23 protein-coding genes, 1 pseudogene and 1 riboswitch are annotated in these 23,977 nt (G+C 72.1%); of the genes and pseudogenes, 8 read left to right on the top strand and 16 right to left on the bottom strand.

What is annotated here, in order from left to right:
• Positions 1-73: 73 nt before the first annotated feature.
• From Q5762_RS16930 to Q5762_RS16900, 7 genes are all read right to left on the bottom strand, one after another.
• Positions 74-643, bottom strand: a complete 570-nt coding sequence (locus Q5762_RS16930; RefSeq protein WP_315892945.1) for a GAF domain-containing protein — start codon at positions 641-643, stop codon at positions 74-76.
• Positions 640-1,263, bottom strand: a complete 624-nt coding sequence (locus Q5762_RS16925; protein WP_315892944.1) for an ATP/GTP-binding protein — start codon at positions 1,261-1,263, stop codon at positions 640-642. Before Q5762_RS16925 ends, Q5762_RS16930 begins: the two co-directional genes overlap by 4 nt.
• Entirely contained in the window at positions 1,241-1,612 is a 372-nt protein-coding gene (locus tag Q5762_RS16920) for a DUF742 domain-containing protein (protein ID WP_315893032.1), read from the bottom strand. Before Q5762_RS16920 ends, Q5762_RS16925 begins: the two co-directional genes overlap by 23 nt.
• Before the next feature lie 2 nt (positions 1,613-1,614).
• Positions 1,615-2,049, bottom strand: a complete 435-nt coding sequence (locus Q5762_RS16915) for a roadblock/LC7 domain-containing protein (RefSeq protein ID WP_315892943.1) — start codon at positions 2,047-2,049, stop codon at positions 1,615-1,617.
• A gap of 7 nt (positions 2,050-2,056) precedes the next feature.
• Entirely contained in the window at positions 2,057-3,991 is a 1,935-nt protein-coding gene (locus tag Q5762_RS16910) for an ATP-binding protein (RefSeq protein WP_315892942.1), read from the bottom strand.
• A gap of 462 nt (positions 3,992-4,453) precedes the next feature.
• The gene (locus tag Q5762_RS16905) at positions 4,454-5,998 is read right to left on the bottom strand and encodes a fused MFS/spermidine synthase (protein ID WP_399495185.1); all 1,545 of its coding nucleotides are present in this window, start codon (positions 5,996-5,998) and stop codon (positions 4,454-4,456) included.
• Between the two features lie 82 nt (positions 5,999-6,080).
• Complete coding sequence (locus Q5762_RS16900; RefSeq protein ID WP_315892940.1) at positions 6,081-7,316, bottom strand: MBL fold metallo-hydrolase; 1,236 nt, start codon at positions 7,314-7,316, stop codon at positions 6,081-6,083.
• A 105-nt stretch (positions 7,317-7,421) separates the two neighbouring features.
• Between Q5762_RS16900 and Q5762_RS16895 the strand changes: the two genes are divergently transcribed.
• The gene (locus Q5762_RS16895; RefSeq protein ID WP_315892939.1) at positions 7,422-8,600 is read left to right on the top strand and encodes a Glu/Leu/Phe/Val dehydrogenase dimerization domain-containing protein; all 1,179 of its coding nucleotides are present in this window, start codon (positions 7,422-7,424) and stop codon (positions 8,598-8,600) included.
• A gap of 58 nt (positions 8,601-8,658) precedes the next feature.
• Entirely contained in the window at positions 8,659-9,285 is a 627-nt protein-coding gene (locus tag Q5762_RS16890; RefSeq protein WP_315892938.1) for a TetR family transcriptional regulator C-terminal domain-containing protein, read from the top strand.
• A 168-nt stretch (positions 9,286-9,453) separates the two neighbouring features.
• Here the strand turns inward: Q5762_RS16890 and Q5762_RS16885 are convergent.
• The 3 genes and pseudogenes from Q5762_RS16885 to Q5762_RS16875 all read right to left on the bottom strand — a co-directional run.
• Positions 9,454-9,585 (bottom strand): annotated as a pseudogene (locus tag Q5762_RS16885) (hypothetical protein); the annotation flags it as partial.
• 83 nt (positions 9,586-9,668) lie between these two features.
• A complete protein-coding gene (locus tag Q5762_RS16880) occupies positions 9,669-10,706 on the bottom strand; it encodes a DUF6745 domain-containing protein (protein WP_315892937.1) in 1,038 nt (345 codons plus the stop codon).
• 11 nt (positions 10,707-10,717) lie between these two features.
• Positions 10,718-11,044 (bottom strand): hypothetical protein, encoded by a 327-nt coding sequence (locus Q5762_RS16875; RefSeq protein ID WP_315893031.1) that lies wholly within the window; start codon positions 11,042-11,044, stop codon positions 10,718-10,720.
• Positions 11,045-11,209: 165 nt separating this feature from the next.
• On the opposite strand from Q5762_RS16875, the gene Q5762_RS16870 reads away from it, so the two are divergent.
• The 5 genes from Q5762_RS16870 to Q5762_RS16850 are packed head-to-tail and all read left to right on the top strand — an operon-like array spanning position 11,210 to position 16,400.
• A complete protein-coding gene (locus tag Q5762_RS16870; RefSeq protein WP_315892936.1) occupies positions 11,210-12,175 on the top strand; it encodes an STM4015 family protein in 966 nt (321 codons plus the stop codon).
• Positions 12,172-13,350 carry an STM4014 family protein gene (locus tag Q5762_RS16865; protein ID WP_315892935.1) on the top strand — a complete coding sequence of 393 codons (1,179 nt, stop codon included), beginning with the start codon at positions 12,172-12,174 and terminating at the stop codon, positions 13,348-13,350. Before Q5762_RS16870 ends, Q5762_RS16865 begins: the two co-directional genes overlap by 4 nt.
• Before the next feature lie 20 nt (positions 13,351-13,370).
• Positions 13,371-14,195 (top strand): STM4013/SEN3800 family hydrolase, encoded by an 825-nt coding sequence (locus Q5762_RS16860; RefSeq protein WP_315892934.1) that lies wholly within the window; start codon positions 13,371-13,373, stop codon positions 14,193-14,195.
• Positions 14,192-15,523, top strand: coding sequence for an STM4012 family radical SAM protein (locus Q5762_RS16855; RefSeq protein ID WP_315892933.1), 1,332 nt, complete (start codon positions 14,192-14,194; stop codon positions 15,521-15,523). Before Q5762_RS16860 ends, Q5762_RS16855 begins: the two co-directional genes overlap by 4 nt.
• 10 nt (positions 15,524-15,533) lie before the next feature.
• A complete protein-coding gene (locus Q5762_RS16850; RefSeq protein WP_315892932.1) occupies positions 15,534-16,400 on the top strand; it encodes an STM4011 family radical SAM protein in 867 nt (288 codons plus the stop codon).
• Here the strand turns inward: Q5762_RS16850 and Q5762_RS16845 are convergent.
• Both Q5762_RS16845 and Q5762_RS16840 read right to left on the bottom strand, forming a co-directional pair.
• Complete coding sequence (locus Q5762_RS16845) at positions 16,387-17,199, bottom strand: SGNH/GDSL hydrolase family protein (RefSeq protein WP_315892931.1); 813 nt, start codon at positions 17,197-17,199, stop codon at positions 16,387-16,389. The two genes, Q5762_RS16850 and Q5762_RS16845, sit on opposite strands and share 14 nt — an antisense overlap.
• Positions 17,200-17,367: 168 nt before the next feature.
• The gene (locus Q5762_RS16840) at positions 17,368-18,357 is read right to left on the bottom strand and encodes a LysM peptidoglycan-binding domain-containing M23 family metallopeptidase (RefSeq protein WP_315892930.1); all 990 of its coding nucleotides are present in this window, start codon (positions 18,355-18,357) and stop codon (positions 17,368-17,370) included.
• A 4-nt stretch (positions 18,358-18,361) separates the two neighbouring features.
• Positions 18,362-18,534: riboswitch (cyclic di-AMP (ydaO/yuaA leader) on the bottom strand.
• A 376-nt stretch (positions 18,535-18,910) separates the two neighbouring features.
• On the opposite strand from Q5762_RS16840, the gene Q5762_RS16835 reads away from it, so the two are divergent.
• Complete coding sequence (locus Q5762_RS16835) at positions 18,911-19,723, top strand: tyrosine-protein phosphatase (protein ID WP_315892929.1); 813 nt, start codon at positions 18,911-18,913, stop codon at positions 19,721-19,723.
• A gap of 15 nt (positions 19,724-19,738) precedes the next feature.
• Here the strand turns inward: Q5762_RS16835 and Q5762_RS16830 are convergent, their stop codons facing one another.
• From Q5762_RS16830 to dxs, 4 genes are all read right to left on the bottom strand, one after another.
• Positions 19,739-19,903 (bottom strand): DUF6126 family protein, encoded by a 165-nt coding sequence (locus Q5762_RS16830; protein ID WP_315892928.1) that lies wholly within the window; start codon positions 19,901-19,903, stop codon positions 19,739-19,741.
• A 20-nt stretch (positions 19,904-19,923) separates the two neighbouring features.
• Positions 19,924-20,607, bottom strand: coding sequence for an XRE family transcriptional regulator (locus Q5762_RS16825; protein WP_315892927.1), 684 nt, complete (start codon positions 20,605-20,607; stop codon positions 19,924-19,926).
• Positions 20,608-20,680: 73 nt separating this feature from the next.
• Positions 20,681-22,066 carry an aspartate aminotransferase family protein gene (locus tag Q5762_RS16820; RefSeq protein ID WP_315892926.1) on the bottom strand — a complete coding sequence of 462 codons (1,386 nt, stop codon included), beginning with the start codon at positions 22,064-22,066 and terminating at the stop codon, positions 20,681-20,683.
• On the bottom strand, positions 22,063-23,943 hold the full coding sequence (dxs, locus tag Q5762_RS16815) for a 1-deoxy-D-xylulose-5-phosphate synthase (protein ID WP_315892925.1): 1,881 nt from the start codon (positions 23,941-23,943) through the stop codon (positions 22,063-22,065). Before dxs ends, Q5762_RS16820 begins: the two co-directional genes overlap by 4 nt.
• Positions 23,944-23,977: the final 34 nt, after the last annotated feature.

Genomic DNA, 23,977 nt, shown 5'->3' with positions numbered 1-23,977 from the left:
ACACGGACACAGAGGCGCCCCGGCCCGGCTCCCATGAAAGCCGTCCCGGGGCGCCACCCGTCCGTGGCAGGCCTCAGATCAGGCCCTCCTCGCGGCGGTGGATCTTCTCCACCAGCTCCGCCGCGAGCGACTTGATGGTCTCCAGACCTGCCCGGCCCCACGGTCGTACGTCCGTGTCGACCACGCAGATCGTGCCCAGCGCTATCCCCGTACGGTCGATCAGCGGCGCGCCCATATACGAGCGGATGCCGATCTCGTCCACGACCGGGTTCCCCGCGAACCGCGGGTAGTCGCAGACGTCCTCCAGGACGAGCGCCTTGCGTCGCACCACCACATGGGGGCAGTAACCATGGTCGCGGGCCATATAGCGGCCTACGTTCCCGCCGGCCGCCGCCGCGCCCAGGTCGCTGCCGGTGTGGGTGCCTGCCGGGGTGTGCAGCCCGGCGAAGAACTGCTGGTTCTCGTCGATGAAGTTGACCATCGAGAACGGGGCGCCGGTCACCTCCGCGAGCCGCCGGGCGAACTCGTCGAACGCCGGCTCCGGCCGCTCCCCGAGACCCAGTTCCCGCAGCCGCCGCACACGGGCGGGCGCCTCCTGGTCGACGGGGGTCAGCAGCAGATGACCGGTCGGGTCGTAGGTCATGACGGTGCTCCGTAGCTCGGCACGGGGGCCGGAAGGGTGGTGAGCAGATGCTTGACGAGGGTGAGGAGGGTCCGGATGCCGGCGCTGGAGATCCGGGCGTCGCAGAGCACGACCGGCACCTCGGGCTTGAGGTCGAGCGCGGCCCTGACCTCGTCGGGCTCGTAGCGGTAGGCGCCGTCGAACTCGTTGACCGCGACGACGAATCCGATGCCCCGCCGCTCGAAGAAGTCGACGGCGGAGAAGCACTCCTGCAGCCGGCGGGTGTCGGCGAGGACGACCGCTCCGAGGGCTCCCTCGGAGAGCTCGTCCCACATGAACCAGAAACGTTCCTGGCCGGGGGTGCCGAACAGGTACAGCACGTTCCTGTCGTCGAGCGTGATGCGCCCGAAGTCCATCGCGACCGTGGTCGTGGTCTTGGACTCCACGCCCTCCAGGCTGTCGGTGGCCGCGCTGACCTGGGTCAGCAGCTCTTCCGTGCTCAGCGGTTCGATCTCGCTGACCGCGCCCACGAAGGTCGTCTTGCCCACGCCGAAGCCACCCGCCACAAGGATCTTGAGCGCGGTGGGGAACGGGTCGGCCGCGAAACTCTCGTGGCGCTCAGAGCCGTTGTCGTAGGCCATCGAGCACTGCCTCCAGCAAGGAACGGTCGGTTGGGTTGGCGTGGAAGCGGGGCGCGCGGGCGGTGAGCGCCCCGCAGTCCACGAGATCGGAGAGCAGGACCTTGGTGACGACGGCCGGCAACCGTAAGTGCGCCGCGATCTCCGCCACCGAGGTGGGTCCGCCGCACAGCCCGAGGGCCAGGCTGTGTTCGGGACCCATATGTGGCTGCGGGGAGGAGCCGGTCGCCATCACCATGGAGAGGAGGTCCAGCGCGGTGGTCGGCTGGGTCCGGCCTCCGATGACGGTGTACGGACGGATCAGCCGGCCTGCCGCGTCGTCGAGCCAGGGCCCCTCCTGGGGGGACACCACGCTCACCGTCCCGTGCTGCCCGCGGCGCCCGCCGCCTGTCTGGCGGGAGTGACGAGATACGGTCGCACGCTCTTGACCAGCATCGCCATCTCGTAGCCGAGGACGGCGGCGTCCGCCTCCCGCCCGGCGAGGACCGCCAGACACGTGCCGGAACCGGCCGTCGAGACGAACAGCAGGGTGGAGTCGAGTTCGACGACCACCTGCCGCACCTCCCCGCCGTCCCCGAACCGCGCGCCGGCGCTGCGCCCGAGCGAGTACAGCCCGGAGGCGAGCGCGGCCATGTGGTCGGCGGCATCGGTGTCGAGGCCGTGGACGGACTTGACCAGGCCGTCGGAGGAGAGCAGAACCGCGCTCCGCGTGTACGGGACGCGCTGGACCAGACCGCTCAGCAGCCAGTCGAGATCCGAGGAATGGCCGGTCGGCACATTGCTCGCCATGGTGCATCTACTCCTTGCGCGCGTCACCGGGACGCAGCGGTTCTTGGGGGGACGGCTGGGATTCGGCGAGCCCGATGCCGCGCTGGAACGCGGCCATCAGACCCGGGTCGTGCAGGGCGTGCTCCTCGGGCTTGCGGGCCACGGGCTCGTCGCGCAGCTGCGGGACGAGGTGCTCCTGGGCACGCCGCTTGGGGAGCGTGGGGCGCCCCGGCGGCTGGGCTCGCTCGTTGGTCTCCGCCTGCTGGAGGGGGATCGCGGGGGCGGAGGTGGTGTACGTCAGGGGCCGGTGCGGGAGTTCGGCCGGCGTCGGCGCGGGCAGGTGGGCGGAGGTCCGCACGGGCTCGTGCACGGGGGGCTGTACGGGGGTGTGCGCGGGCGGCTGTACGGGAGCGGGGGCGGCGACCGGGGCCGGTGCAGGGGCCGGGGGGCCTCCGTGGACGGCCGGGGGCATCGCCTGGGGAGCCCGCTGGACGTGCTGGGCCTGGCCGCCGTGCGGCTGAGCATGCTGGACCTGGCCGCCGTGCGGCTGGGCCTGCTGAGCATGCTGGGCCTGGCCGGTGTGAGCCTGGATCGGCTGGGCCTGGCCCGCGTGAGCCGGCTGGGCCTGCTGGATCGGCTGGGTCTGTCGTGCCTGGGCGGCCTGCTGGCCCGCGGCCACCGCGGCCGCCTGGTTCTCACTCCGCGCGAGCCCCTCGGGGTCGGCACCGAGGAGTCCCTGCGGCAGGACGAGAACGGCCTGGACACCGCCGTAGATGTTGGACTGGAGCCGTACCGCGATGCCGTGGCGGCGGGCGAGCGCGGAGACGACGAAGAGTCCGATGCGGCCGTCCTGGAGCAGGTGGGCCACGTTCACCTGGTCGGGGTCGGCGAGGAGCGCGTTCATCTTGTTCTGCTCGGTGACCGGCATGCCCAGGCCGCGGTCCTCGACCTCGATGGCGAGGCCGGCGGTGACGTACTGGGCGCGCAGCAGCACGGTGGTGTGCGGTGCGGAGAACAGCGTCGCGTTCTCGACCAGTTCGGCGAGAAGGTGGATGACGTCGGCCACGGCATGGCCCCGGAGCGTACCGTCGATGGGCGGTACCAGCTTCACGCGCGGGTACTGCTCGACCTCGGCGATGGAGGACCGCAGCACCTCGGTCATGGTGACCGGATTCGACCACTGGCGACGGGAGATGGCGCCACCGAGCACCGCGAGGTTCTCCGCGTGGCGGCGGATGCGGGTGGCCAGGTGGTCGACGTGGAAGAGGCCCTTGAGCAGCTCGGGGTCCTCGACCTCGTTCTCCAGCTCGTCGAGGAGCTGGATCTCGCGGTGCACGAGCGACTGGAGACGACGGGCGAGGTTGACGAAGACCTCGACCTTCTGCTCGTTGCCAACGCTGCTGGAGAGCCGGGAGGCCTGCACGACGGCGGCCACGGCGGCCTCGTGCGAGCGGTTCAGCTCCTGTGCGAGCAGGTCGAACTCGTCTCCGGACACGGCCGTCGGCGGTGTGACGGAGCGATTCGGCACACCCTCACCACTGCGCAACTGTTCGACGACCGTACGCAGTTCGCTCTGGCCGCGCGCGCTGGAGCGGCGCAGGGCGTTGCAGCGGTCGAGGACGGACTTGGCGGCCCGGTCGGCGCCGAGCGCGGCCGCGGTCACGGAGGCGACCGTGAGGGCCGCCGCTCCCGTGAGCACGGCCCAGAGGCCGGGGGTGGGGCTCGCTCCGGTGGAGCGGATCGTGAATATCACGGCGGCGGCGCCACCGAGTGCGACCGCGACGGCGGGAAGCACGGAGGTGCGCAGGAGTTGGGGGCGTATGCGGGCTTCCGTCGGGAGCGGCGCGGTCTGCCGCGCGGGGTTGGGAGCCCCCGCACCGGAAGCGGAACGGGCGCCTGACCGGCCGTGCCGCCCGCCCTCACGGCGTTCGGACCGCGCGGCGGGTGCGCGAAGTTGAGACATGAGTGTCCTTGGTACGTGCCCAGGATGCGGCGTGCTACGGGGTGTCTTACGTGGGTCCGTCGAGACTACTGATGATCACCAACCACCCACTGTAGACGTCAACCGTTCATGTGCGGTGCGCAGTTGGCAAACTTACCCGTAGAGGCGACCCACTCTGGTATCAGCCTTCGCACGACAGGCCGAGAAGGCGTGGCCGGAACTCGCCGAGGGGTGGCGGGTCGGGGAACGGAGGAGGGCGGAGGCGTCTGTACGCCTCCGCCCTCGGTGGAGTTCGGCCCTGACCGGAATCGAACCGCGCGGTCTCGCACTGGGGTGCGAGCAGGACCGTTCACGCGCCCCTGGAGCCCTGCACACCACCCGGGAACACCTCGGCGCCGTTCGCATTCACCTTCGCGTTCGCATCGGCACGGGCGCGGTCGTGTGCACAACGTCGGTGCCGTGGGTTTGCGCGCGTTGCGGCAGTCAGTGGCCGCTCGGTGAGCTGTAGGGCTGGAGGAGCTGGTCGACGGGTGCGTAGTCGTCGGTGAGCGGTTGGGCGTCGCCGATCCAGGAGGTGAGGTCGTCGCCGGTGGCGATCTTCCAGCCGGTTCGCCGGGCGTCCAGCGATGCCTGGCTCGCGCGTAGGTCCGTTGCCCGGTTGGAGGCGAGGACGACCAGATTGCCGCCCTCGGAGGTGGCGGTCCGGTCGAGGCCGATGTCGGCGGGGGCGCCGACGAGGGCGACGTACTCGAACACCTCGCTGAGGGTGGCCACTTCGGCACGGGCGAAGGCCAGTTCACCGTGATCGATGAGATTGGCGACGTACAGGCCGTCCTCGTCGAGCACCCGCCGCACGTCGGCCATCGCCTCCACCGTGGTGAGGTGCCACGGCACGCTGACGCCCCCGAAGGCGTCGCCGACGACGAGGTCACGACTCCCGGCGTCCAGTCGCCGCAGGCCGAGCCTGCCGTCCTCGGCGCGCACGTCGACACCGGCTGCCGAGCCGAGACCGAGCCGGTCCCGGTTGATGCTCACGACCCCGCTGTCGATCTCGGATACGAGGCTGCGCGTGCCGGGCCGGGTGGCCGCGAGGTATCGGGGAATGGTGAACCCGCCGCCGCCCAGGTGGTGGGCGGCGAGTGGCGCGCCTTCGGGAAAGGCGACATCGACCACCGACGCGATGGCGCGCACGTACTCGAACTCCAGGAGCGTCGGGTCGTCGATGTCGACGTAGGAGTGCCGCAGGCCGTCCAGGACGAGTGTGCGGCCGCTGCCCCGGTCGGGGTCCGCGACGACCCGTGCGCAGTGGTACCTGGTCTCCTTGTCGCAGCCACCGGGAGCGACCGTCATGGCGAGGCCGCCGGCGACGACCACGAGTGCCAGCGCGGGGGTGCTGCTCCACCCGCGCGTTCGCCACTCGACCAGCGCCGAGCCGACCACCAGCAGTGACCCGAGGCCGATCAGGATTCCGCTGACCGGCAACCGCGCCACGAGGACGAAGCCGGTGAGGACGGTGCCGACGATGGCGCCGAAGGTGCCGACGCCGGACAGCCGGCCGACGACCGTTCCGGTCTCGGCGAGGCTGGTGAGACGCAGCTTGGTCACGATCGGCGACACCGCCGAGAGCAGCGCGCCCGGCAGGAGGATGGTCAGCGCCGCGATCAGCAGGAGCATCGACGGGGCCCACTCCGCGGTGGTGCGCAGCGCGGCGGGGGTGAGAGCGACGACCGCTCCCGACACCCCGAGCGCGGGCCCTATGAGCCGGCGGGGATCGACCTGGTCGGCGATGCGCCCGCCCAGCCAGGAGCCGAGGGCGATCGCGGTGAGGGCGATGCCGATCACCATGGTGCTGGTCTCAAGGGTGAGGCCGAGGTAGGGAGCCAGCAGCCGCAGGGCGACGATCTCGACCACCAGGACTGCGAACGAGGATCCGAACACGAGCACGGCAGCCGTACGGGGACCCAGGCCGTAGGTGCGAGGAGTGCTCTCGGCAACGGGCGAGGACGACGTTCTGGTCACGGGCGGCATCATGGCATGTGACTCGGCCGCGGACGGGAGTTGTGAGAATCCGCCGGTCACTTCCGGCCACGTACGTCGTCCCCGATCGGCTTCAGCGGTCGCCGGCGAGGTCGAGGTCGCTGCCGCGGGGTTCGGCGGGGGTGGCCTCGACCGGCGGGGGTGTGGGCTGCCAGGAGGGTGTGATCGGCTGCGAGACCGGCCGCCACCAGGGGTCGACGGGGACGATGCCGGTGGGCTCGAAGGGTTCGCCCGGACGAGGGGAGGCGACCGGTTGACCGAGCTCCTCCCCGGCGTCGCTCGTCCACTCCCCCGGCTCCGCCCACGCGTGCGGGGCCAGGTTGAAGGTGCCCCAGTGGATCGGCAGAAGGACGCCGTGCGGGCGGCCGCCCTGGAGGTCGAGGTGGGCCTGGACGCCCTCGGCGGGGGTCATGTGGATGTCGGGCCAGTACTCGCTGTACGCGCCGATCTGGATCATGGTCGCGTCGAAGGGGCCGTGCGCGGCGCCGATCTCCGCGAAGCCGGGGAAGTACCCGGTGTCGCCGCTGTGGTAGATCCGGTGCGCGGGGCCCTCGACGACCCAGGACGCCCAGAGGGTGTGCTGGGTGTTGCGCAGGCCCCGGCCGCAGAAGTGGCGGGCGGGGGTCGCGGTCAGCCGCAGGTCACCGACCTCGGTGGACTCGTTCCAGTCCAGCTCGCGCAGGCGCGAGGCCGGCACCCCCCAGCGCTCCAGGTGGGCGCCGACGCCCAGCGGTACGGCGAAGAGGGTGTCCGTGGTCGCCAGCGCCTTGATCGTGGGCAGGTCGAGGTGGTCGTAGTGGTCGTGGGAGATCACGACGACGTCGACCGGGCCGAGCGCGGCGAGCGGCAGTGGCACGGGATGCAGGCGCTTGGGCCCGGCGAAGGCGAAGGGAGAGCAGCGGTCGCCCCAGACGGGGTCGAAGAGGACGCGGTGACCGTCGATCTCGGTGAGGACGCTGGAGTGCCCCATCCAGGTGAGCCGGAGGCCCGAGACAGGGGGCTTGGCCAGGTCGGCCAGGGTGGTGGGGTGGACCGGGATCGGGCCGGCGGGGGCACGGCGCTCCCGGGCCTCCTTCTGGAAGTAGACCTTCGCGAAGTCGACGCCGGACCCGGAGGGCCTCGTCCGCGCGGCCACGGGGTTCTGGAAGACACCGTCCGCGAAGTTCGGCGAACGGCGGATGCGCGCGAGGCGCTCCCCGGCGGGATCGGCGCCGAAGGCCTCGGGCCGCAGGGCGCGCAGCCTGGCCCGCAGCGAATGGTCGGAGCCGGTGCCGGTCACGGGACCTCCAGATGGTCGGGGTCGTTCCATTATGGTCGGCCCGCGCGGAACACGGCCCGGACCATGCGTGATACTGAACAGCTATTCAGTAATGCCAGCCGGCGCCCCGCGCCCGCACCGCCCCGGAGCACACCTATGAGCACCGCCCCGCTGATCGCTCTGACCTGGTCGGATCCCGTCACCGGCCGACAGGGTCACCTGGTGATCGACCGGCTGGTGCGCGGCGTGTGCAGCGGCGGGCTGCGGATGCGCGAGGGCTGCACGTCGGCGGAGGTGGCCGGGCTCGCCCGCGGGATGACCATGAAGGAAGCCCTGCACTACGACCCGAACAGCCGGTACGTCCCGCTGGGCGGCGCCAAGGGCGGTATCGACTGCGATCCGCGCGCGCCCGAGGCGTACGGCGTCCTGGTCCGCTTCCTGCGGGCGATGCGCCCCTACGTCGAACGTTTCTGGACCACGGGCGAGGACCTCGGGCTGACCCAGGACCTGGTCGACCGGGCGGCGGCGGAGGCCGGTCTCGTCTCCTCGATCCAGGCCGTCTATCCGCTCCTGGACGACGAGGAGCAGGCCCGGCGCAGGCTCGGGGACGCGTTCGCTGTCGAGGTCGACGGGATCGGTCTCGACGAGCTGGCAGGAGGCTGCGGGGTCGCCGAGTCCGTGCTCGTGGCGCTGGAGCGGGCCGGGCGGCCGTACCCCGGAACCCGGGTCTCGGTGCAGGGCTTCGGGACCATGGGCGGGGCCACCGCACGCTTCCTCGCACGGGCCGGGCTCACCGTGGTGGCGGTCGCCGATGTGCGGGGCACGATCACCAACCCGGACGGGCTGGACGTCGAGGCCCTGCTGGCGGCGCGCGACGGCCACGGGACCGTCGACCGCGCCGCGCTGCGGCCCGGGGACCGGGAGGAGCCGGGCGACGCCTGGCTCGCGGCCGACGCGGAGGTCCTGGTCCCGGCCGCCGTCTCGTACGCGATCGACGCCGGTAACCAGGCGGGGATCACGGCCCGCTGGATCGTCGAGGCGGCGAACATGCCCGTCCTGCCCGACGCCGAAGAACTCCTCGCCGCGCGGGGGGTCACCGTCCTGCCCGACGTCGTCGTCAACTCCGCCACCAACGCCTGGTGGTGGTGGACCCTCTTCGGCGACATCGGCGCCGACCCGGACGAGGCCTTCGCCCACATCCGTACGGCCATGCGCGCCCTGGTCGGCCGCGTCCTCGACCGGGCGGAGGCGGACGGCTCCGGCCCGCGCGCCGCCGCCCACGCGCTGGTCGAGGAGCGGCTGCCGGAGATCGCGGAACGGTATGGCTGGTACTGACCTGCACCCGTCAAAAATATGATCATGCCCCTGGCAAGGTCTGTGTAGGGTGGCCCGCGTGGCGAGAGTGCGGTTGAGCGTGGCGGAACGGCGGGAAGAGCTGCTCCGCGTCGCCGTCGAGCAGATCGAGGCACGCGGTGTGGCGGCCGTCCGGATCGCCGACATCGCCTCGGCCCTCGGGGTCAGCAACGCGCTCGTGCTCTACCACTTCAGCACCAAGGAGAAGCTCGTCGCGGAGGCCTTCGCGTACGCCGCCGAGTCCGACCTCGCCCATCTGCGCCGCCTCCTGGGGCGACGTACCACCGCCCTGCGCCGACTGCGCGCCGCCGTCCGTTGGTACGCGCCGACCGGGCAGGCCAAGGGGTGGCGGCTCTGGATCGAGGGCTGGGCGGCCTGCCTGCGGGAACCGGCGCTGCGGGAGGTCGCTGCGGCGCTCGACCAGCAGTGGAAGGCGGCTCTCACCCGGGTGATCGCCGAGGGCGCGGCGGCGGGCGAGTTCCCGTGCCCGGACCCGGGGGGCGCGGCCTGGCGGCTGACCGCCTTCCTCGACGGGCTGGCCGTACAGATGACCTCGTACGCCGGGTCACTCTCCCGCGCCGCCATGCTGGAGTGGGCCGACGCGGCACTGGCGCGGGAACTCGGCCTGCCATCGCTGGACGCGCCGGAACCGTCGCCGAAGGCGTGACGGGGCGGCCCCGAGCTCCCGCGAGGAGCCGAAGCGGCTCAGACCAGCTCGTACACGGCCGTGACCGTCGCCTGCTCCTCGACCTCACCGGGGGCCAGCGGGACGCCCGGCCCTCGGCGGGCAGGTCCTGCACGGCTCCCGCACCCGGGTGACCGCTGTCGCTCTCGGTCAGTGACACGAGGCGGCCGAGCCGGTCCCGCTCAGCCGGGCGTGCTGCGAAGCCTTGTCGTACGCGTCCTGGTGGGCGATCGCGCGAGCCTTGGCCCGCAGCGGGCCCCGGTCCGCCACGTCGAAGGAGACACCGTCGACCCGGCCCGCGTCCCCGGTCGCGTCGGTGACGGCCCGGACGACCTCGCCCGCCCCGGTCGATGTCGGTCACCCGCTCAGGTCTGCACGAGCGGTTCGTAGGCCTCCTCCGCGAGCCCGAAGGTCCACGCGACCCCCTCGCGCGCGGTCCTGGTCCGGGGCGGCACCCGCAGCCAGTACGTACGGAACGTGCCGTCCGGCTCCGGGGTCGCGTTGACCACCTCGACCATGGCCACGTCCTCGTCGTCCACCAGCTCGATCCGCCAGAGCACACCCGTCTCGTCCCGGTGCACCGGCTGAGCGCCGGACTCGGCGAGATAGCGCTCGTAGCCGTAGAACTCCAGCATCACGCGCCGCAGTTCGGCGTTCTCCTCGGCACGTATGCGCTCCGGGGTGAGTCCGCCCAGTTCGGCGAGGAACTCCGCCGGCACCGCCATGCCCCGCCAGGCGTACAGCGCGAAACCGTCGGGGTAGGCCAGCGCCGGACCGTCACCCCGGTCCAGCCGGCCGGCCTCGTCCCGGTGCAGCTCGACGGGCCGCTCGCAGACCACGGCGACCTTCTCGTACGGCCACCACCAGCCGGCGTGCTCGGCGACTGCGGCGAGCCCGGCGAGACGTTCACCGCGGCCGTCGAAGGCGGCGAGCCAGGCCGCGTCGTGCTGACCGAGCACCGCGTCGAGCAGCACGTGGCGCACGGCGCCGGCCTCCCCCGTCGCCCCTCCGGACGCCCCGCCCCCCGCGAGGTCCTCCACCACCGCGGCCCGTATCCGGTCCGCGAGCGCCCGCGTCGTGTCCCAGAGCGGGGCCCCGGTGCTCGACCACAGCGCCGTCCAGCCCCGCGGGCCCAGCTCGTCGTGGACCCGGCGGCGCTCCTCCGCCCAGGGTCGGGTGCGGATCTCGTCCCGTACCGACCGTCCCAGTACCGCGTCGGTCAGTTCCCGCACCAGCGTGACGGCCGCCCGGGGCGAGTCCGCCCAGACGATCCGCTCCGGCGCCGCGAGCCCGGCCGTGCGGTAGGCGCGTCGTACCCCGTCCTCCGCCGCCTCCCGGTCGGCCGCCCCCGTGGCGGCCGCCACGGCCCGCCACCTGTCCATCGTCATCGGTGTCCCGTTCATCTCTCCCCCTGTCAGTCCGCGACGATCCGGTACGCGCCCGGTGTGTACTCCCGCTGCCGCACCACCCGGTACCAGCCCTTCGGCAGCGGGATCGGGGCGTGCTCCTCGTGCACCACCCGGCCGCCCGTGGGCAGTTCGAGCAGGAAGGGCCCGAACGGGCCGGGCTCGCGCACGAGTCGGCCCGGGCCCGGGATCGCGTGGGCGTGGCCGGTGACCTCACCGAGCGCGAGGACGAGCCGGCCCCGGCCGTCTCTCGGCTCCCCCGCCGCGTCCTTGGCGTGTGCGGGCACCGCCGACTCCGCGACGGGCACGATCAGCACGTCTCCCTGCCGGTACATGGCTCTCCCCTCCGTGGTGGCACGGTCTGTGTCGACCACGCATTCGACGCTACGGGCAGCCACTGACAACGGGCCTCCGACCGCCCCGGCGCGCGGCGTTGTCGGTGGGGCTTGGTACAACTGCTCGCGTCAACTGATCAGCGCCGTCCGGTTTCTGGAGCACTCATGACCATTTCGGCAGATATGCAGGAGTTCCACGGCCTGCCCGTGTTCGAGTTCCCGGAACGTGACGACGACGTCGACGACCTGCCGGACCCCGCTTCCGTGGCCTGGCGGATCTCCGGAGCGACGTACTGCGACCCGGAGGACGAGCAGTGGGAGCAGGTCTTCGCCCGCTTCCTCGCCGCGGTCGACACGAACCAGGTCCGCGCGCTGGTGGTGGGCGGCTGGGACGAGGCGTACGACAGCTCGTCCGCGGCGATCGTCACCGCGCTCGTCGAGGCCGCCGGCGACCGGCTCGCCTCCCTGGAAGCGGTGTTCCTTGGGGACATGACCTTCGAGGACTGCGAGATATCCTGGATCCAGCAGTCTGACGTGACGCTGCTCCTCGCCGCCTACCCCAATCTGCGGGAGTTCGGTGTGCGCGGCGGCACGGGGCTCGAGTTCCCGGTCGTCCGGCACACCGCGCTGCGCACGCTCGTCGTGGAGACGGGCGGTCTCGGTGCCGAGGTCGTACGCGGCATCGCGGGCAGCGACCTGCCCGCGCTGGAGAAGCTGGACCTGTGGCTCGGCACCGACGAGTACGGCGGCGACTCCTCGGTCGACGACCTGGCGCCGGTGCTCGCCGGCACCGGCTTCCCCGCCCTCCGCGATCTCGCCCTGCGCAACAGCGTCATCCAGGACCAGATCGCCGTCGCCGTGGCGAGCGCCCCCGTCGTCGCCCGGCTCGACCGGCTCGACCTGTCGATGGGCACGCTCACCGACGAGGGCGCCGAGGCGCTGCTCGTGGGACAGCCGCTCACCCACCTCACGCACCTCGACCTCTCCCACCACTACCTCTCGGAGAAGATGAGCGAGCGGATCGTCGACGCCCTCACGCCGTACGGGGTGACGGTCGTCGTGGACGACGCCCAGGAGCCGGAGGACGACGGCGACGGCGAGGCCTTCCGGTACGTCGCGGTCGCCGAATGACCCCTCTCCCGCGCCTCGTCGTGGTCGGCAACCCGGCCAATCGCCGGGTCGCGTACTTCCGCGACGCGGTGCGGGCGGCCGGGCTGCCCGAGGCGCGGGTCGAGCCCTGGCTCGACGTGCTGCGGGACGGGGGCCGGTTCCACCCGGGCGAGACGGTGCGACTCGAATCGCCCGGTGAGGACGACGACGTCGAGCGGCTGCTGCGCGGCACGGACGACCCGACCCGGGTCGAGGGCACGGCCCGCTGGTACGAGGCGTTCACGGCCGCCACGGGCCGACTCACCCGGACCGTCGCCGGGGCCGGGGCCGTCCTGGTCGACGACCCCGCCGAGACGGCGGTGCTGTTCGACAAGCGGCTCGCGCACGCCCGGCTGCGCGAGGCCGGGGTTCCCGTGCCGGACTCGCCGACGTCCGGCGCGGACGGCGCGCCCGTACGCGGCTGGGCGGACGTCCGTTCCCTCATGGCGGCCTCGGGGATGCCCCGGGTCTTCGTGAAGCTCGCGCACGGCTCGTCCGCCTCGGGGGTCCTGGCCGTGGAGACGAACGGCACCGGCCGCGTGCAGGCCACCACCTCCGTGGAACGGGCCCCGGACGGCCGCCTCTTCAACTCCCTCCGGGTACGCCGCTACCCGACCGAGCAGGAGGTCGCCGCCATCGTGGACGCGCTCGCCCCCGACGGGCTGCACATCGAGCGCTGGCTGCCGAAGGCCGTGCAGAACGGCCGTGCGGCGGATCTGCGCGTGGTCGTGATCGACGGGCGCGCCACCCACGCCGTCGTACGGACCAGTCGCTCCCCGATGACCAACCTCCATCTCGGCGGCGCCCGGGGCGACCTGGGCGCCGTGCGCGCGGCGATCTCCGCCGCGGGCGGCCGGTGGACGGACGCGCTGGAGGTGTGCGAGCGGGCCGCCGACGCCTTCCCCGGCACGCGGTGCGTCGGAGTCGATCTGCTGCCGGCCGTCGGCTGGCGGCGCTTCGCCGTCGGCGAGGTCAACGCCTTCGGCGATCTCCTCCCCGGACTCACGGGTCTGCCGGGCAGCGGCGCCGAGGGCCTGGACACCTACGCCGCCCAGGTCGCCGCCCTGCTCAACGGCAACAACAAAGGCACCACCCGTACCAACATCACGACCAGCACCACCCGCACCACCCGCACCACAGGAACGAGCACCACGTGAAGCGGCAGCACGCACCCGACATGAACGAGATCGTGGGCAGCCACGATCTCCTCCTGGTCACGCTCGACACGCTCCGGTACGACGTGGCCGCCGAGCTCGCCGCCGCCGGCCGCATCCCGAACCTGGCCCGGCACCTCCCCGGCGGCCGGTGGGAGCGCCGGCACGCCCCCGGCAGCTTCACCTACGCCTCCCACCAGGCGATCTTCGCCGGGTTCCTGCCGACGCCTGCCGCCCCAGGCCCGCACCCGCGCCTCTTCGCGGCACGGTTCGCGGGCAGCGAGACCACCGCCGACGGCACCTTCGTCTACGACACTCCCGACCTCGTCTCGGGCCTCGCGAAGGAGGGCTACCGCACCGCGTGCGTCGGCGGCGTGGGCTTCTTCAACGGGCAGGGCCCCCTCGGCTCGGTGCTGCCGGGGCTCTTCGAGGAGAGCCACTGGGAGCCCGCCTTCGGCGTCGCCTCCCCGACCTCCTTCGAGTCCCAGGTGACGAGGGCCGAGGAGATCGTCGCCGCCCTCCCGCCCGAGCAGCGGGTCCTCCTCTTCGTCAACGTCTCCGCGCTGCATCAGCCCAACTGGTTCCATCTCCCCGGCGCGACCCGGGAGTCCGGCGACACCCGCGCCTCGCACGCGGCGGCCCTCGAATACGTCGACCGGCACATCGGCCGCCTCTTCGCCGCCATGAGCAGCCGTCGGCCGTGCTTCGCCATCGTCTGCTCGGACCACGGCACCGCCTACGGCGAGGACGGCTTCACCGGTCACCGGCTCGGCCACGAGGCCGTCTGGACCGTCCCCTACGCCCAGTTCTTCCTGGACGGCCCGCCCGGGACGGAGGCGGCCGCATGACCGACGCCCCGCGCCCGTACGACAGCTACGTCTACGCCTACCCGCACAAGACGGCGTACCGCCCACTGCCCGACCCGGCGCCCGACCTCGCCGCGCTCTGGCGGGACGAGCCGAATGGCGCGCTCTCCCTCTACGCCCACATACCGTTCTGCGAGGTCCGCTGCGGCTTCTGCAACCTCTTCACCCGGATCGGCGCCCCGGACGAGCTGACGACCCGCTACCTCGACGCCCTCGACCGGCAGGCCGCCGCCGTCCGCGAGGCGCTCGGCGACAGCGGGCCGGTCCGGTTCGCCACGGCGGCCTTCGGCGGCGGCACCCCCACCTTCCTCACCGCCGACGAGCTGGACCGGCTCTGCGACATCGCCGAGAAGCGGATGGGCGCCGACCTGCGCGCGATCCCGCTGTCCGTCGAGACCTCGCCGTCGACCGCGACCGCCGACCGGCTCGCGGTCCTCGCCGAGCGCGGCGCCACCCGCCTGAGCATCGGCGTGCAGAGCTTCGTGGAGGGCGAGGCGCGCGCCGCCGTACGTCCCCAGCGCCCCGCCGACGTCGAGGACGCGCTCGCCCGCATCCGGGCCACCGGCGTCCCCGTCCTCAACATCGACCTGATCTACGGCATCGACGGCCAGACCGAGCGGACCTGGACCCACTCCCTCGACGCGGCCCTCGCCTGGCGGCCGGAGGAGCTCTATCTCTACCCCCTCTACGTCCGCCCCCTCACCGGCCTCGGCCGGCTCTCCCCGGCCGCCGACCGTGAATGGGACGAGCAGCGGCTGCGGCTCTACCGCCACGGCCGGGACCATCTGCTCGCGCGCGGCTACGAGCAGGTGTCGATGCGGATGTTCCGGCGAACCGACGCCCCGCCGCAGGGCGCCGACGACCACGCCTGCCAGACCGACGGCATGATCGGCCTGGGCTGCGGGGCCCGCTCGTACACATCGGCGCTGCACTACTCCTTCGACTACGCCGTCGAGATGCGGGAGATCCGCGCGATCATCGACGACTACACCGCGACGGAGGACTTCACCCGGGCGCGGGTCGGCCGGTGGGTCGACGCGGACGAGGCGCGCCGCCGCCATCTGCTCCAGTCCCTCCTCCAGGCCCGGGGCATGGAGACGGACGCGTACGCGGCGCGGTTCGGCGCGTCGGTGTTCGCGGACTTCGCGGCCGAGCTGGGCCGGTTCGAGGCGCTGGGCTGGCTGGATCCGGCGGCGCCCGCCGGTCTGCTGCGGCTCTCCCCCGAGGGTCTGGCGCACTCGGACGCGCTCGGCCCGGCCCTGTTCTCCCCGGCCGTCCGGGCGGCGATGGCCGCCTACGAACCGAAGTAGGGCCGCGGTCATGGACCTGACGATCCTGTACCGGGGGCCGCTCGCCTCCTGCGACTACGACTGTCCCTACTGCCCGTTCGCCAAGCGCCGGGACAGCCGCGAGCAGCTGCGTGCCGACCGCGCCGCGCTGGAGCGGTTCTCCGCCTGGGCCGAGGCGCAGACGGACGACCGGCTGCGGATCCTCTTCACCCCGTGGGGCGAGGGCCTGGTCCGCTCCTGGTACCGGCGCACCCTCGCCGAGCTGTCGCGCCTGCCGCACATCGAGCGGGTGGCGATCCAGACCAATCTGAGCTGCCGTACGGACTGGCTGGCCGAGGCCGACCCCGCGTCGCTCGCGCTCTGGTGCACGTACCACCCCGGTCAGACGCCGTACGACCGCTTCCTCGGCAAGTGCCGCGAACTGGCCACCCGGGGCACCCGTTTCAGCGTCGGGATCGTCGGCCTCCCCGACCACCGGGAGCACGCCGTGCGGCTGCGGAACGACCTCCCGCCCGAGGTCTACCTCTGGGTGAACGCGGCCGAGGGGCACACGTACACCGACGAGGAGGCCGAAGGCTGGACGGCCCTCGACCCCCTCTTCCCGTACAGCCGCCATCCGCACCGCTCGGCCGGCCTGCCCTGCCGGACCGGCGAATCGGTGATCTCGGTGGACGGGGACGGGACGGTGCGCCGCTGCCACTTCGTCAAGGCCGAGCTGGGCAACCTGTACGACGGTTCGTACCGCGCCGCCCTCCGTCCCCGGGCCTGCCCGCTCGCGCGCTGCGACTGCCACATCGGCTACGTCCACCTGGAGACGCTGCCGCTGTACGACGTGTTCGCGGGCGGGGTCCTGGAACGGATCCCGGCCGCGAACGGCGCGGCGGTCAGAGGGGCATGAGGTCGCCGAGCGGCATGAGGTCGGGCCGCTTGGCCGCCACGTCGTCGCCCGAGCTCTCGCCCCGCAGCCGCCGTCCGATCCACGGGACGAGGTACTCCCTGGCCCAGTGGATGTCGTCGCGGCGGACCTCCAGGGTCCCCCTCGGCGGCAGCGGCGGCCAGGCCTGGTCCGGGTCGGCCGGCACCTCCATGCCGAGGACCTGGGCGGCGCGCAGCGCGACCCGGGTGTGCCCCTCGGGCGAGAGGTGCAGCCGGTCGTCGTCCCAGGCCCGCCTGTCCTGCACGGACTTGAGCGACCACAGGTCCAGGACCGGGCAGTCGTAGCGGTCGGCGATGGCCCGGACATGGGCGGTGTACGTGGCGATCTTGCCGCGCAGATGCCTGAGGACGGGGACGTCACGGGTGTCGAAGCCGGTCGTCACCATCACCGTACCGACGGCCGACGTGAGGTCGGCCACCGCGCGCTCGAAGCGCTCGGCGACGTCGTCCGGGTCGGTGCCGGGACGGATGATGTCGTTGCCGCCGGCGCAGAAACTCACCAGGTCGGGGGCGAGTTCCCTGGCCCTCGGAACCTGCTCCGCCACGATCTGGTCGAGGAGTCGGCCGCGTACGGCCAGGTTGGCGTAACGGAATGCGTCGTGCTCCGGCAATTGGTCGGCGAGCAGGACCGCGAAACGGTCCGCCCAGCCGACGTACTTCCCGTCGGGCCCGGGATCTCCCACGCCCTCGGTGAAGCTGTCACCGATCGCCGCGTACGACCCGAATAGGTTCACGTCTCTTGATCTCGAATCGTCTGCCACGGGAGCACATCTTTCCCTTATGGATGTGACCTACGCGACCGTAAGGAGGGGTTGACGCCGGGTGAGATACGCCACCGGTCAAGATTCCGCCAAGCCGGAATACGCCGCAGGGGCCCGGCACACCGAAGTGCCGGGCCCCTGCGGGGTGCTGCGGGTGGCGCGAAGGCGTCAGACGCCGACGCCGTGCTGGCGCAGGTACGCCAGCGGGTCGACGTCCGAGCCGTAGCTGGGAGTGGTCCGGATCTCGAAGTGCAGGTGGGGACCGGTGACGTTGCCCGTGGAACCCGACAGACCGATCTGCTGCCCAGCGCTCACGGTCTGACCGGCAGAGACGGAGAGGGACGAGAGATGGGCGTACTGCGCGTACTTACCGTCGGCCTGCTGAATGATGACCTCATTGCCGTAGGCGCCAGCCCACCCCGCCGAAACCACCGTTCCGGCCCCGACCGCCTTGAGGGTCGTGCCCGTGGACGCCGTGATGTCGATACCGGTGTGGTAGCCGGAGGACCACATCGAGCCGGGGGTGCGGTAGGAGGTCGTCACGCTCATGCCGTCGACCGGGGCGCCCCAGCCGGTGGCCGAGGACTGCGCCGGAGCGGACTGCGACTGCGTGGACCGGGAGGCCCGGGTGGACTCCACCGTGTCGCGCTCGGTGCCGCGCGAGCTGCGGGTCTCGCCGGAGCCGGAGGAGGACTTCTCCGCCTTGGGCGCTGCCTTCGGGGCGGCCTTGGGAGCCGCCTTGGGGGCCGCGGCCTTCGGGGCGGCCTTCGCCGTCGACTTGGCGCCGAGGGTGAGCTTCATGCCGGGCAGGATCAGCGACGGGTCCTCGCCGACGACCTGACGGTTGTCCGCGTAGAGCTTCTGCCAGCCACCCTTGAGGTCGTGCTCGGCGGCGATCTTCGACAGGTAGTCGCCGGGGACGACGGAGTACGTCTTCGGCTTCGCGGCGGGAGCGGCGGGAGCCGCGACCTTCGCGGGAGTGGCGGCGACGGCGGCGACCTTCTCGGACGTCACGGCCGGCGCGGCGTTCTCGGCGGCGTGGGCGCCGGTCGCACCGAACAGCGGCAGGGCGACGACGGCGCCGCCGGTGCCGGCGGCGACGATTCCGCGCGTGATCGGGTTGACCTTGGGACGGCGATGCTTACCCTTCGCGGGCATGGCGAATTCCTCTCCGTCGCCTACGAGGTGAGCTGTCGGGTTCGGACTGGAGATGTCCGGTCGCGCTCTCACGCGACTTCACCCCGAGCCGTCCGGATCGACCGGTGCGGCGTACTTACCTGGGTCCCCCGCTCCTGCCTTACGTGGATGGGTGCGGATTCCGGGCGGTGGCAGGATTAGGCGGTCCGACCGGATTGACGGTGACGCTAGACGAGCGAGGTCGAGGCGAACAAGCCGCCGGTTTCCGATCGCATTCCACGGCGTGATATCCGCATCGAATTCCGGTCACCCTCCGTGGATGACGGAGGATCGATTTCCTTTTCCGGTACGGGGATTGGCCGGGATGATCAGGCACGGTCCGTCACCTTTATGACGCTGCTCACGCCCCGATTTCCATCTCCCCTGTAATCAGGGCGCGTTATACCGAAGGGCTCAATTCGGACAGAACACCCATTCCCCTACCCAGGGGTGCGCACGGACGGTGCCACCCGGGATGATTGCCCCAGGAATCGGTCAGCGACCGATCGCGATCCGTCAACCTTCAGGAGCACTCGTGACGCAGCAGCTGCCGCAGGTCCCGTCGACCGAACCCGAGCTCACCGGGGTACGCAACTTCCGGGACGTGGGCGGACTGCCGACCATGGACGGCGGGTCGGTGCGGTTCGGACGCCTCTTCCGCAGCGGCCACCTCGCCCACGCCACCGAGGAGGACGCGACGTTCCTCGCCACCCTCGGACTCCACACGATCTTCGATTTCCGCAATCAGGCGGACGTGAAGGTCGAGGGACCGGACGTCGAGCTGCCCGGTGTACGGAATGTGAACATACCGCTCAACGACCCGGCCGACGGCAAGGAGTTCTGGAAGCTGGTCTCGTCCGGGGAGCTGGAGCAGCTCCGCGCCATCCTCGGCGACGGCAAGGCAGCAACCCGAATGTCCGATTCGTACCGGCAGATGATCGTCGATCGGACGGCGGAGCACAGCCGCATCCTGCACGCGCTGGCCGAGGACAGCGTCCCCGCGCTCATGCACTGCGCGGCCGGCAAGGACCGGGCGGGCCTGGCGATCGCCATCTCGCTGCTCGCGGTGGGCGTCGAGCGCGGCGCGATCGAGGCCGACTACGTGAAGTCGAACGACCCGCACCGCCGCTACAAGGTACGCCGCAGCTCCACCGCCGCGGACGGGATGTCACCCGAGGTGATGGAGCTGATCAGCCCGCTCTTCGACGCGCGGGTGGAGTATCTGCGGGCCGCGTTCGAGACGATGGAGCAGGCCTGGGGAACGGTCGAGAGCTACCTCACCGACGGCCTGAAGCTCTCCCCCGAGACCCGGGCGCGGCTGCGCGAGCGCTTCGTCGAGCAGGCCTGAGCCGCGGCCCGTCCCCTACTGGTTCTGCCCGCCGAGCATGAACAGCAGATAGAGGAAGCCGGCGAAGAGATGCCCGGCCACCAGGTAGGCGAAGAGCCGGAGCACCAGCCCCTTGGGGAACTTGCCGGCCTCGCGCTCCTCGCCGGTGACCGGTGCGCGCTTCGCGGACTTCTCGGACATAACGACCTCTCTCGGAGGGCTCAGCGCAGATGCGGGACTCCGTCGCCGAGGCACAGCTCGGCGGCGGGGCTCTGCATCAGCGTGTGGACGAAGAGCAGCTCGGCCCCACCGCGCCCGGCGGCGCCGATACGGTGCGGGGTGAGCGAGTCGAAGTGCGCGCTGTCCCCGGGGTCGAGGACATGTACGGCGTCGCCGAGCGCGAGCCGCACCTGCCCTTCGAGGACGTGCAGCCACTCCTCCCCGGGATGGACGCGCACGATGTCGGCCCGGGTGGCGTACGGCACGTGGACGCGGAGCGCCTGCAGGGCGCGGCCTGCTCCCCCGGCCTGGCGGTAGGTCCAGCCGTCCGCCTCGACGGGTTCGGACCGGCCGGCCCGGACGATCGGATCACGCTCGGGCGGGATCTCGCCGAGGAGTGCGGAGACCGTCGTACCGTAGATACGGGCCAGGGCCAGCAGCGTCGGGAGCGAGGGCTGGCGGTGGCCCGTCTCGAGCCGGGAGAGGTGTGCCGCGGAGAGCCCGGCCCGCTGCGCGGCGGCCTCCAGGGTCAGTCCGCGCCGCCGGCGAAGGCCGCGCAGCTGCGGCGCGACGTCCGGCAGGGCGTCAGCGGTGACAGCAGTGGCAGCAGTGGCAGCAGTGGCAGCAGTGGCAGCGTCGGAGGATGCGGCAGGGTCCGGGGACGGCTCCCCGGGGAGGTGCTCCATGCCTCCATTCCGCCAGGAACTTTCCTCCGAGGCAAATTTCTTGCCCCAGAGGCAAAAGCCCGAAAGACCCGCCTCAGCGCTGCGCGACCGCCTGCTTGACCAGCGTCTTCCCGAAGTCCCACATCAGCCCGCCACCACCGTGGGCGTCGTCCATCACCGCCGTGAACGCGGTGACGAAGCGGTCCACGTCCGCCTCGTCGATGACCAGCGGCGGAATCAGCTTGATCACCTCCAGATGGTCCCCCGACACCTGCGTCAGGATCCGGTGGCGCTGGAGCAGCGGGACGACGACCATCTGCGCGAAGAGACCCTTCCGGGCCGCCTGCAGCATCGTCCAGCGGCTGCGCAGACCGAGCGACGAGGGCCGGCCGAACTCGATCCCGATCATCAGCCCGCGCCCGCGGATCTCGTGCAGCAGCTCGTAGCGCGGCACGAGCTCCCTCAGGCGCGAGGAGAGCAGCTCGCCCGTCCGGCGCGCGTGCGCCACCGTCCCCTCGTTCTCCATGACCGAGAGCACGGCCAGCCCGGCGGCCATGGCCTGCGCGTTCGAGCCGAAGCTGGCGGAGTGGACGAGGACGCGGTCCATGGACGAGTAGACCTTCTTGAAGATCCAGTCCTTGCCGAGCGTCGCGCCGACGGGAACGTACCCGCCGGAGAGCGCCTTGGCGACACAGAGCAGGTCCGGCTCGACGCCTTCCTCGTGCTGGTACGCGTAGAAGTCACCGGTCCTGCCGAGCCCGGTCTGCACCTCGTCGGCGATCAGCACGGCGCCGTGCCGGTGCAGCAGCTCCTGCGCGGCGCGCAGGAAGCCGGGCGGGGCCTCGTGCACCCCCTTGCCCTGGATGGGCTCGACCACGAAGCCGGCCACATCACCCTTGCGCAGCTCGCGCTCCAGCGCGTCGAGATCGCCGAGCGCGATCGCGGTGTCGGGCAGCAGCGGGGCGAAGCCGTCCCGGAAGCCCTTCTCCCCGTTGACCGAGAGGGAGCCCGTGGTCAGGCCGTGGAAGGCGTGGGAGCAGTAGAGGATCCTGGGCTTCCCGGTGGCGTACCGGGCGAACTTCAGGGCGGTCTCCACCGCTTCCGTACCGCTGTTCCCGAAGAAGACGCGGTCGAGGTGCGGGCTGTGGGCGAGCAGCTTCTCGGCGAGCAGGCCGGGCAGCGGCTGGCAGTCGAAGCGGGTGAGGTCGGCGAGCTGGGCGTCGAGGACGTCGTGGAGGGCCTTGCGGACCACGGGGTGGTGCCGGCCGAGGCCCATGACGCCGAAGCCGGCCAGCATGTCGAGGTGGTCCTGGCCGTCGGCGTCCCAGAAGTGGGCACCCTCGGCCCGTTCGTAGACCTTGTCGAAGCCGATCGTGTGCAGCATGCGCGGGAGCTGGTGGTTGAGGTACCGGCCGTGCAGCTCGTAGCGCTCCGCGCCGCGTTCGGCGAGCAGTGCCGAGAGGTCGAACTCCTTGCTCATCGCCCCTTCTTCCGGGTCAGTGCGGCGCTGATGTTCCCGGCGATCTCCACCGGGGTGAGGCCGAGGTCGGCGAGCACCTCGCCGCGCTTGGCGTGGGCGAGGAACTGTTCGGGGATCCCGAAGGTCCGCAGGGGGACGTCGACGCCCGCGTCGCGCAGGGCCTGGCCGACGGCCGCGCCGACGCCTCCGGTACGGATGCCGTCCTCGACGACGGCGACCAGGCGGTGCCGCTCGGCGAGCGGGGCGAGGGCCTCGTCGACGGGTTTGACCCAGCGCGGGTCGACGACGGTGCAGCGGACGCCCCGCCCGGCGAGCAGGTCGGCGGCCTGGAGACAGACCTCGGCCATGACCCCGACGGCGACGAGGAGCACGTCCGCGTCGAGCCCGCCCCCGAGCAGGATGTCCATGGAGCCGATCCGGCCGACGGCCGGGACCGGCGGCCCCACGGTCTCCTTGGGGAACCGCAGCACGGTCGGGGCGTCGTCCACGGCGACGGCCTCGCGCAGCTGGGCGCGCAGCTGGGCGGCGTCGCGCGGGGCGGCGATCCGCAGCCCCGGCACGACCTGGAGGACGGAGAGGTCCCACATGCCGTTGTGGGAGGGGCCGTCGGTGCCGGTGACCCCGGCCCGGTCGAGGACGAACGTCACGCCGCACCTGTGCAGGGCCACGTCCATGAGCAGCTGGTCGAAGGCGCGGTTCAGGAAGGTCGCGTAGACGGCGACGACCGGATGGAGTCCGCCGGTCGCGAGGCCGGCGGCCGAGACGACGGCGTGCTGCTCGGCGATGCCGACGTCCCAGACCCGGTCGGGGAAGCGCTCCGCGAACTTCGTCAGGCCGACGGGGTGGAGCATGGCCGCGGTGATCGCGACGACGTCCGGCCGCTCGGCCCCGATCTCGGCGATCGCGTCCCCGAAGACGGAGGTCCAGGAGGGGCCGGCCGACGGGGCGAGCGGTTCGCAGGTGACCGGGTCCATCGCGCCGACGGCGTGGAAGCGGTCCGCCTCGTCCTCCAGGGCGGGGCGGTAGCCGCGGCCCTTCTCGGTGAGGCAGTGCACGAGCACGGGCCCGTGGAAGCGCCGGGCGCGGCGCAGGGCCGACTCGACGGCCGCGATGTCATGGCCGTCGACGGGACCGAGGTACTTCAGCCCCAGGTCCTCGAAGAGCCCCTGGGGGGCGAACGCGTCCTTGAACCCCTTCTTGGCGCCGTGCAGCGAGCCGTAGAGCGGCTGTCCGATCACGGGCGTGTGCTGGAGGACGTCCTTGCCCCAGGCGAGGACCCGCTCGTAGCCCTCGCTGGTCCGCAGGGCGGCCAGGTGGTCGGCGAGTCCGCCGATCGTCGGGGCGTAGGAGCGCTCGTTGTCGTTGACGACGACGATCAGCGGCCGGTCGGGCGCGGCGGCGATGGTGTTGAGCGCCTCCCAGGCCATCCCGCCGGTGAGGGCGCCGTCGCCGATGACGGCGACCACGTGGTCGTCCTTCTCCAGCACCTCGTTGGCCTTGGCCAGGCCGTCGGCCCAGCCGAGGACGGTCGAGGCGTGCGAGTTCTCGATGACGTCGTGCTCCGACTCCTCGCGGGAGGGGTAGCCGGACAGTCCGCCCTTGCTGCGCAGCTTGGAGAAGTCCTGGCGTCCGGTGAGGAGTTTGTGGACGTAGCTCTGGTGCCCGGTGTCCCACAGGATGCGGTCGTCGGGCGAGTCGAAGACCCGGTGCAGCGCGATGGTCAGCTCCACCACGCCGAGATTGGGTCCCAGATGGCCGCCCGTCCTGGCGACCGCGTGGATCAGGAACTGCCGGATCTCCTCGGCCAGTTCGTCGAGCTCCGCGCCGCCCAGCGGCCGGAGGTCGCGCGGCCCCCGGATGTTCTCCAGAATCGTCATGCTCGGCCCCCTCTCGTCGTACGGTGCTCGGCCG

The sequence above is a fragment of the Streptomyces sp. P9(2023) genome (genome assembly GCF_032436795.1).
Taxonomy (GTDB): domain Bacteria; phylum Actinomycetota; class Actinomycetes; order Streptomycetales; family Streptomycetaceae; genus Streptomyces.
The sequence above is the reverse complement of the archived record's forward strand: the minus strand, read 5'-3'. Positions and strand labels throughout refer to the sequence as shown.

What these genes read in the sequence shown, in the direction of transcription:
- Q5762_RS16930 (WP_315892945.1), bottom strand. Translation starts at nt 643, where the DNA reads ATGACCTACGACCCGACCGGTCATCTGCTGCTGACCCCCGTCGACCAG.
- Q5762_RS16925 (WP_315892944.1), bottom strand. Translation starts at nt 1,263, where the DNA reads ATGGCCTACGACAACGGCTCTGAGCGCCACGAGAGTTTCGCGGCCGAC.
- Q5762_RS16915 (WP_315892943.1), bottom strand. Translation starts at nt 2,049, where the DNA reads ATGGCGAGCAATGTGCCGACCGGCCATTCCTCGGATCTCGACTGGCTG.
- Q5762_RS16910 (WP_315892942.1), bottom strand. Translation starts at nt 3,991, where the DNA reads ATGTCTCAACTTCGCGCACCCGCCGCGCGGTCCGAACGCCGTGAGGGC.
- Q5762_RS16905 (WP_399495185.1), bottom strand. Translation starts at nt 5,998, where the DNA reads ATGCCGCCCGTGACCAGAACGTCGTCCTCGCCCGTTGCCGAGAGCACT.
- Q5762_RS16900 (WP_315892940.1), bottom strand. Translation starts at nt 7,316, where the DNA reads ATGGAACGACCCCGACCATCTGGAGGTCCCGTGACCGGCACCGGCTCC.
- Q5762_RS16895 (WP_315892939.1), top strand. Translation starts at nt 7,422, where the DNA reads ATGAGCACCGCCCCGCTGATCGCTCTGACCTGGTCGGATCCCGTCACC.
- Q5762_RS16880 (WP_315892937.1), bottom strand. Translation starts at nt 10,706, where the DNA reads ATGAACGGGACACCGATGACGATGGACAGGTGGCGGGCCGTGGCGGCC.
- Q5762_RS16875 (WP_315893031.1), bottom strand. Translation starts at nt 11,044, where the DNA reads ATGTACCGGCAGGGAGACGTGCTGATCGTGCCCGTCGCGGAGTCGGCG.
- Q5762_RS16870 (WP_315892936.1), top strand. Translation starts at nt 11,210, where the DNA reads ATGACCATTTCGGCAGATATGCAGGAGTTCCACGGCCTGCCCGTGTTC.
- Q5762_RS16865 (WP_315892935.1), top strand. Translation starts at nt 12,172, where the DNA reads ATGACCCCTCTCCCGCGCCTCGTCGTGGTCGGCAACCCGGCCAATCGC.
- Q5762_RS16860 (WP_315892934.1), top strand. Translation starts at nt 13,371, where the DNA reads ATGAACGAGATCGTGGGCAGCCACGATCTCCTCCTGGTCACGCTCGAC.
- Q5762_RS16855 (WP_315892933.1), top strand. Translation starts at nt 14,192, where the DNA reads ATGACCGACGCCCCGCGCCCGTACGACAGCTACGTCTACGCCTACCCG.
- Q5762_RS16850 (WP_315892932.1), top strand. Translation starts at nt 15,534, where the DNA reads ATGGACCTGACGATCCTGTACCGGGGGCCGCTCGCCTCCTGCGACTAC.
- Q5762_RS16840 (WP_315892930.1), bottom strand. Translation starts at nt 18,357, where the DNA reads ATGCCCGCGAAGGGTAAGCATCGCCGTCCCAAGGTCAACCCGATCACG.
- Q5762_RS16830 (WP_315892928.1), bottom strand. Translation starts at nt 19,903, where the DNA reads ATGTCCGAGAAGTCCGCGAAGCGCGCACCGGTCACCGGCGAGGAGCGC.
- Q5762_RS16825 (WP_315892927.1), bottom strand. Translation starts at nt 20,607, where the DNA reads ATGGAGCACCTCCCCGGGGAGCCGTCCCCGGACCCTGCCGCATCCTCC.
- Q5762_RS16820 (WP_315892926.1), bottom strand. Translation starts at nt 22,066, where the DNA reads ATGAGCAAGGAGTTCGACCTCTCGGCACTGCTCGCCGAACGCGGCGCG.
- dxs (WP_315892925.1), bottom strand. Translation starts at nt 23,943, where the DNA reads ATGACGATTCTGGAGAACATCCGGGGGCCGCGCGACCTCCGGCCGCTG.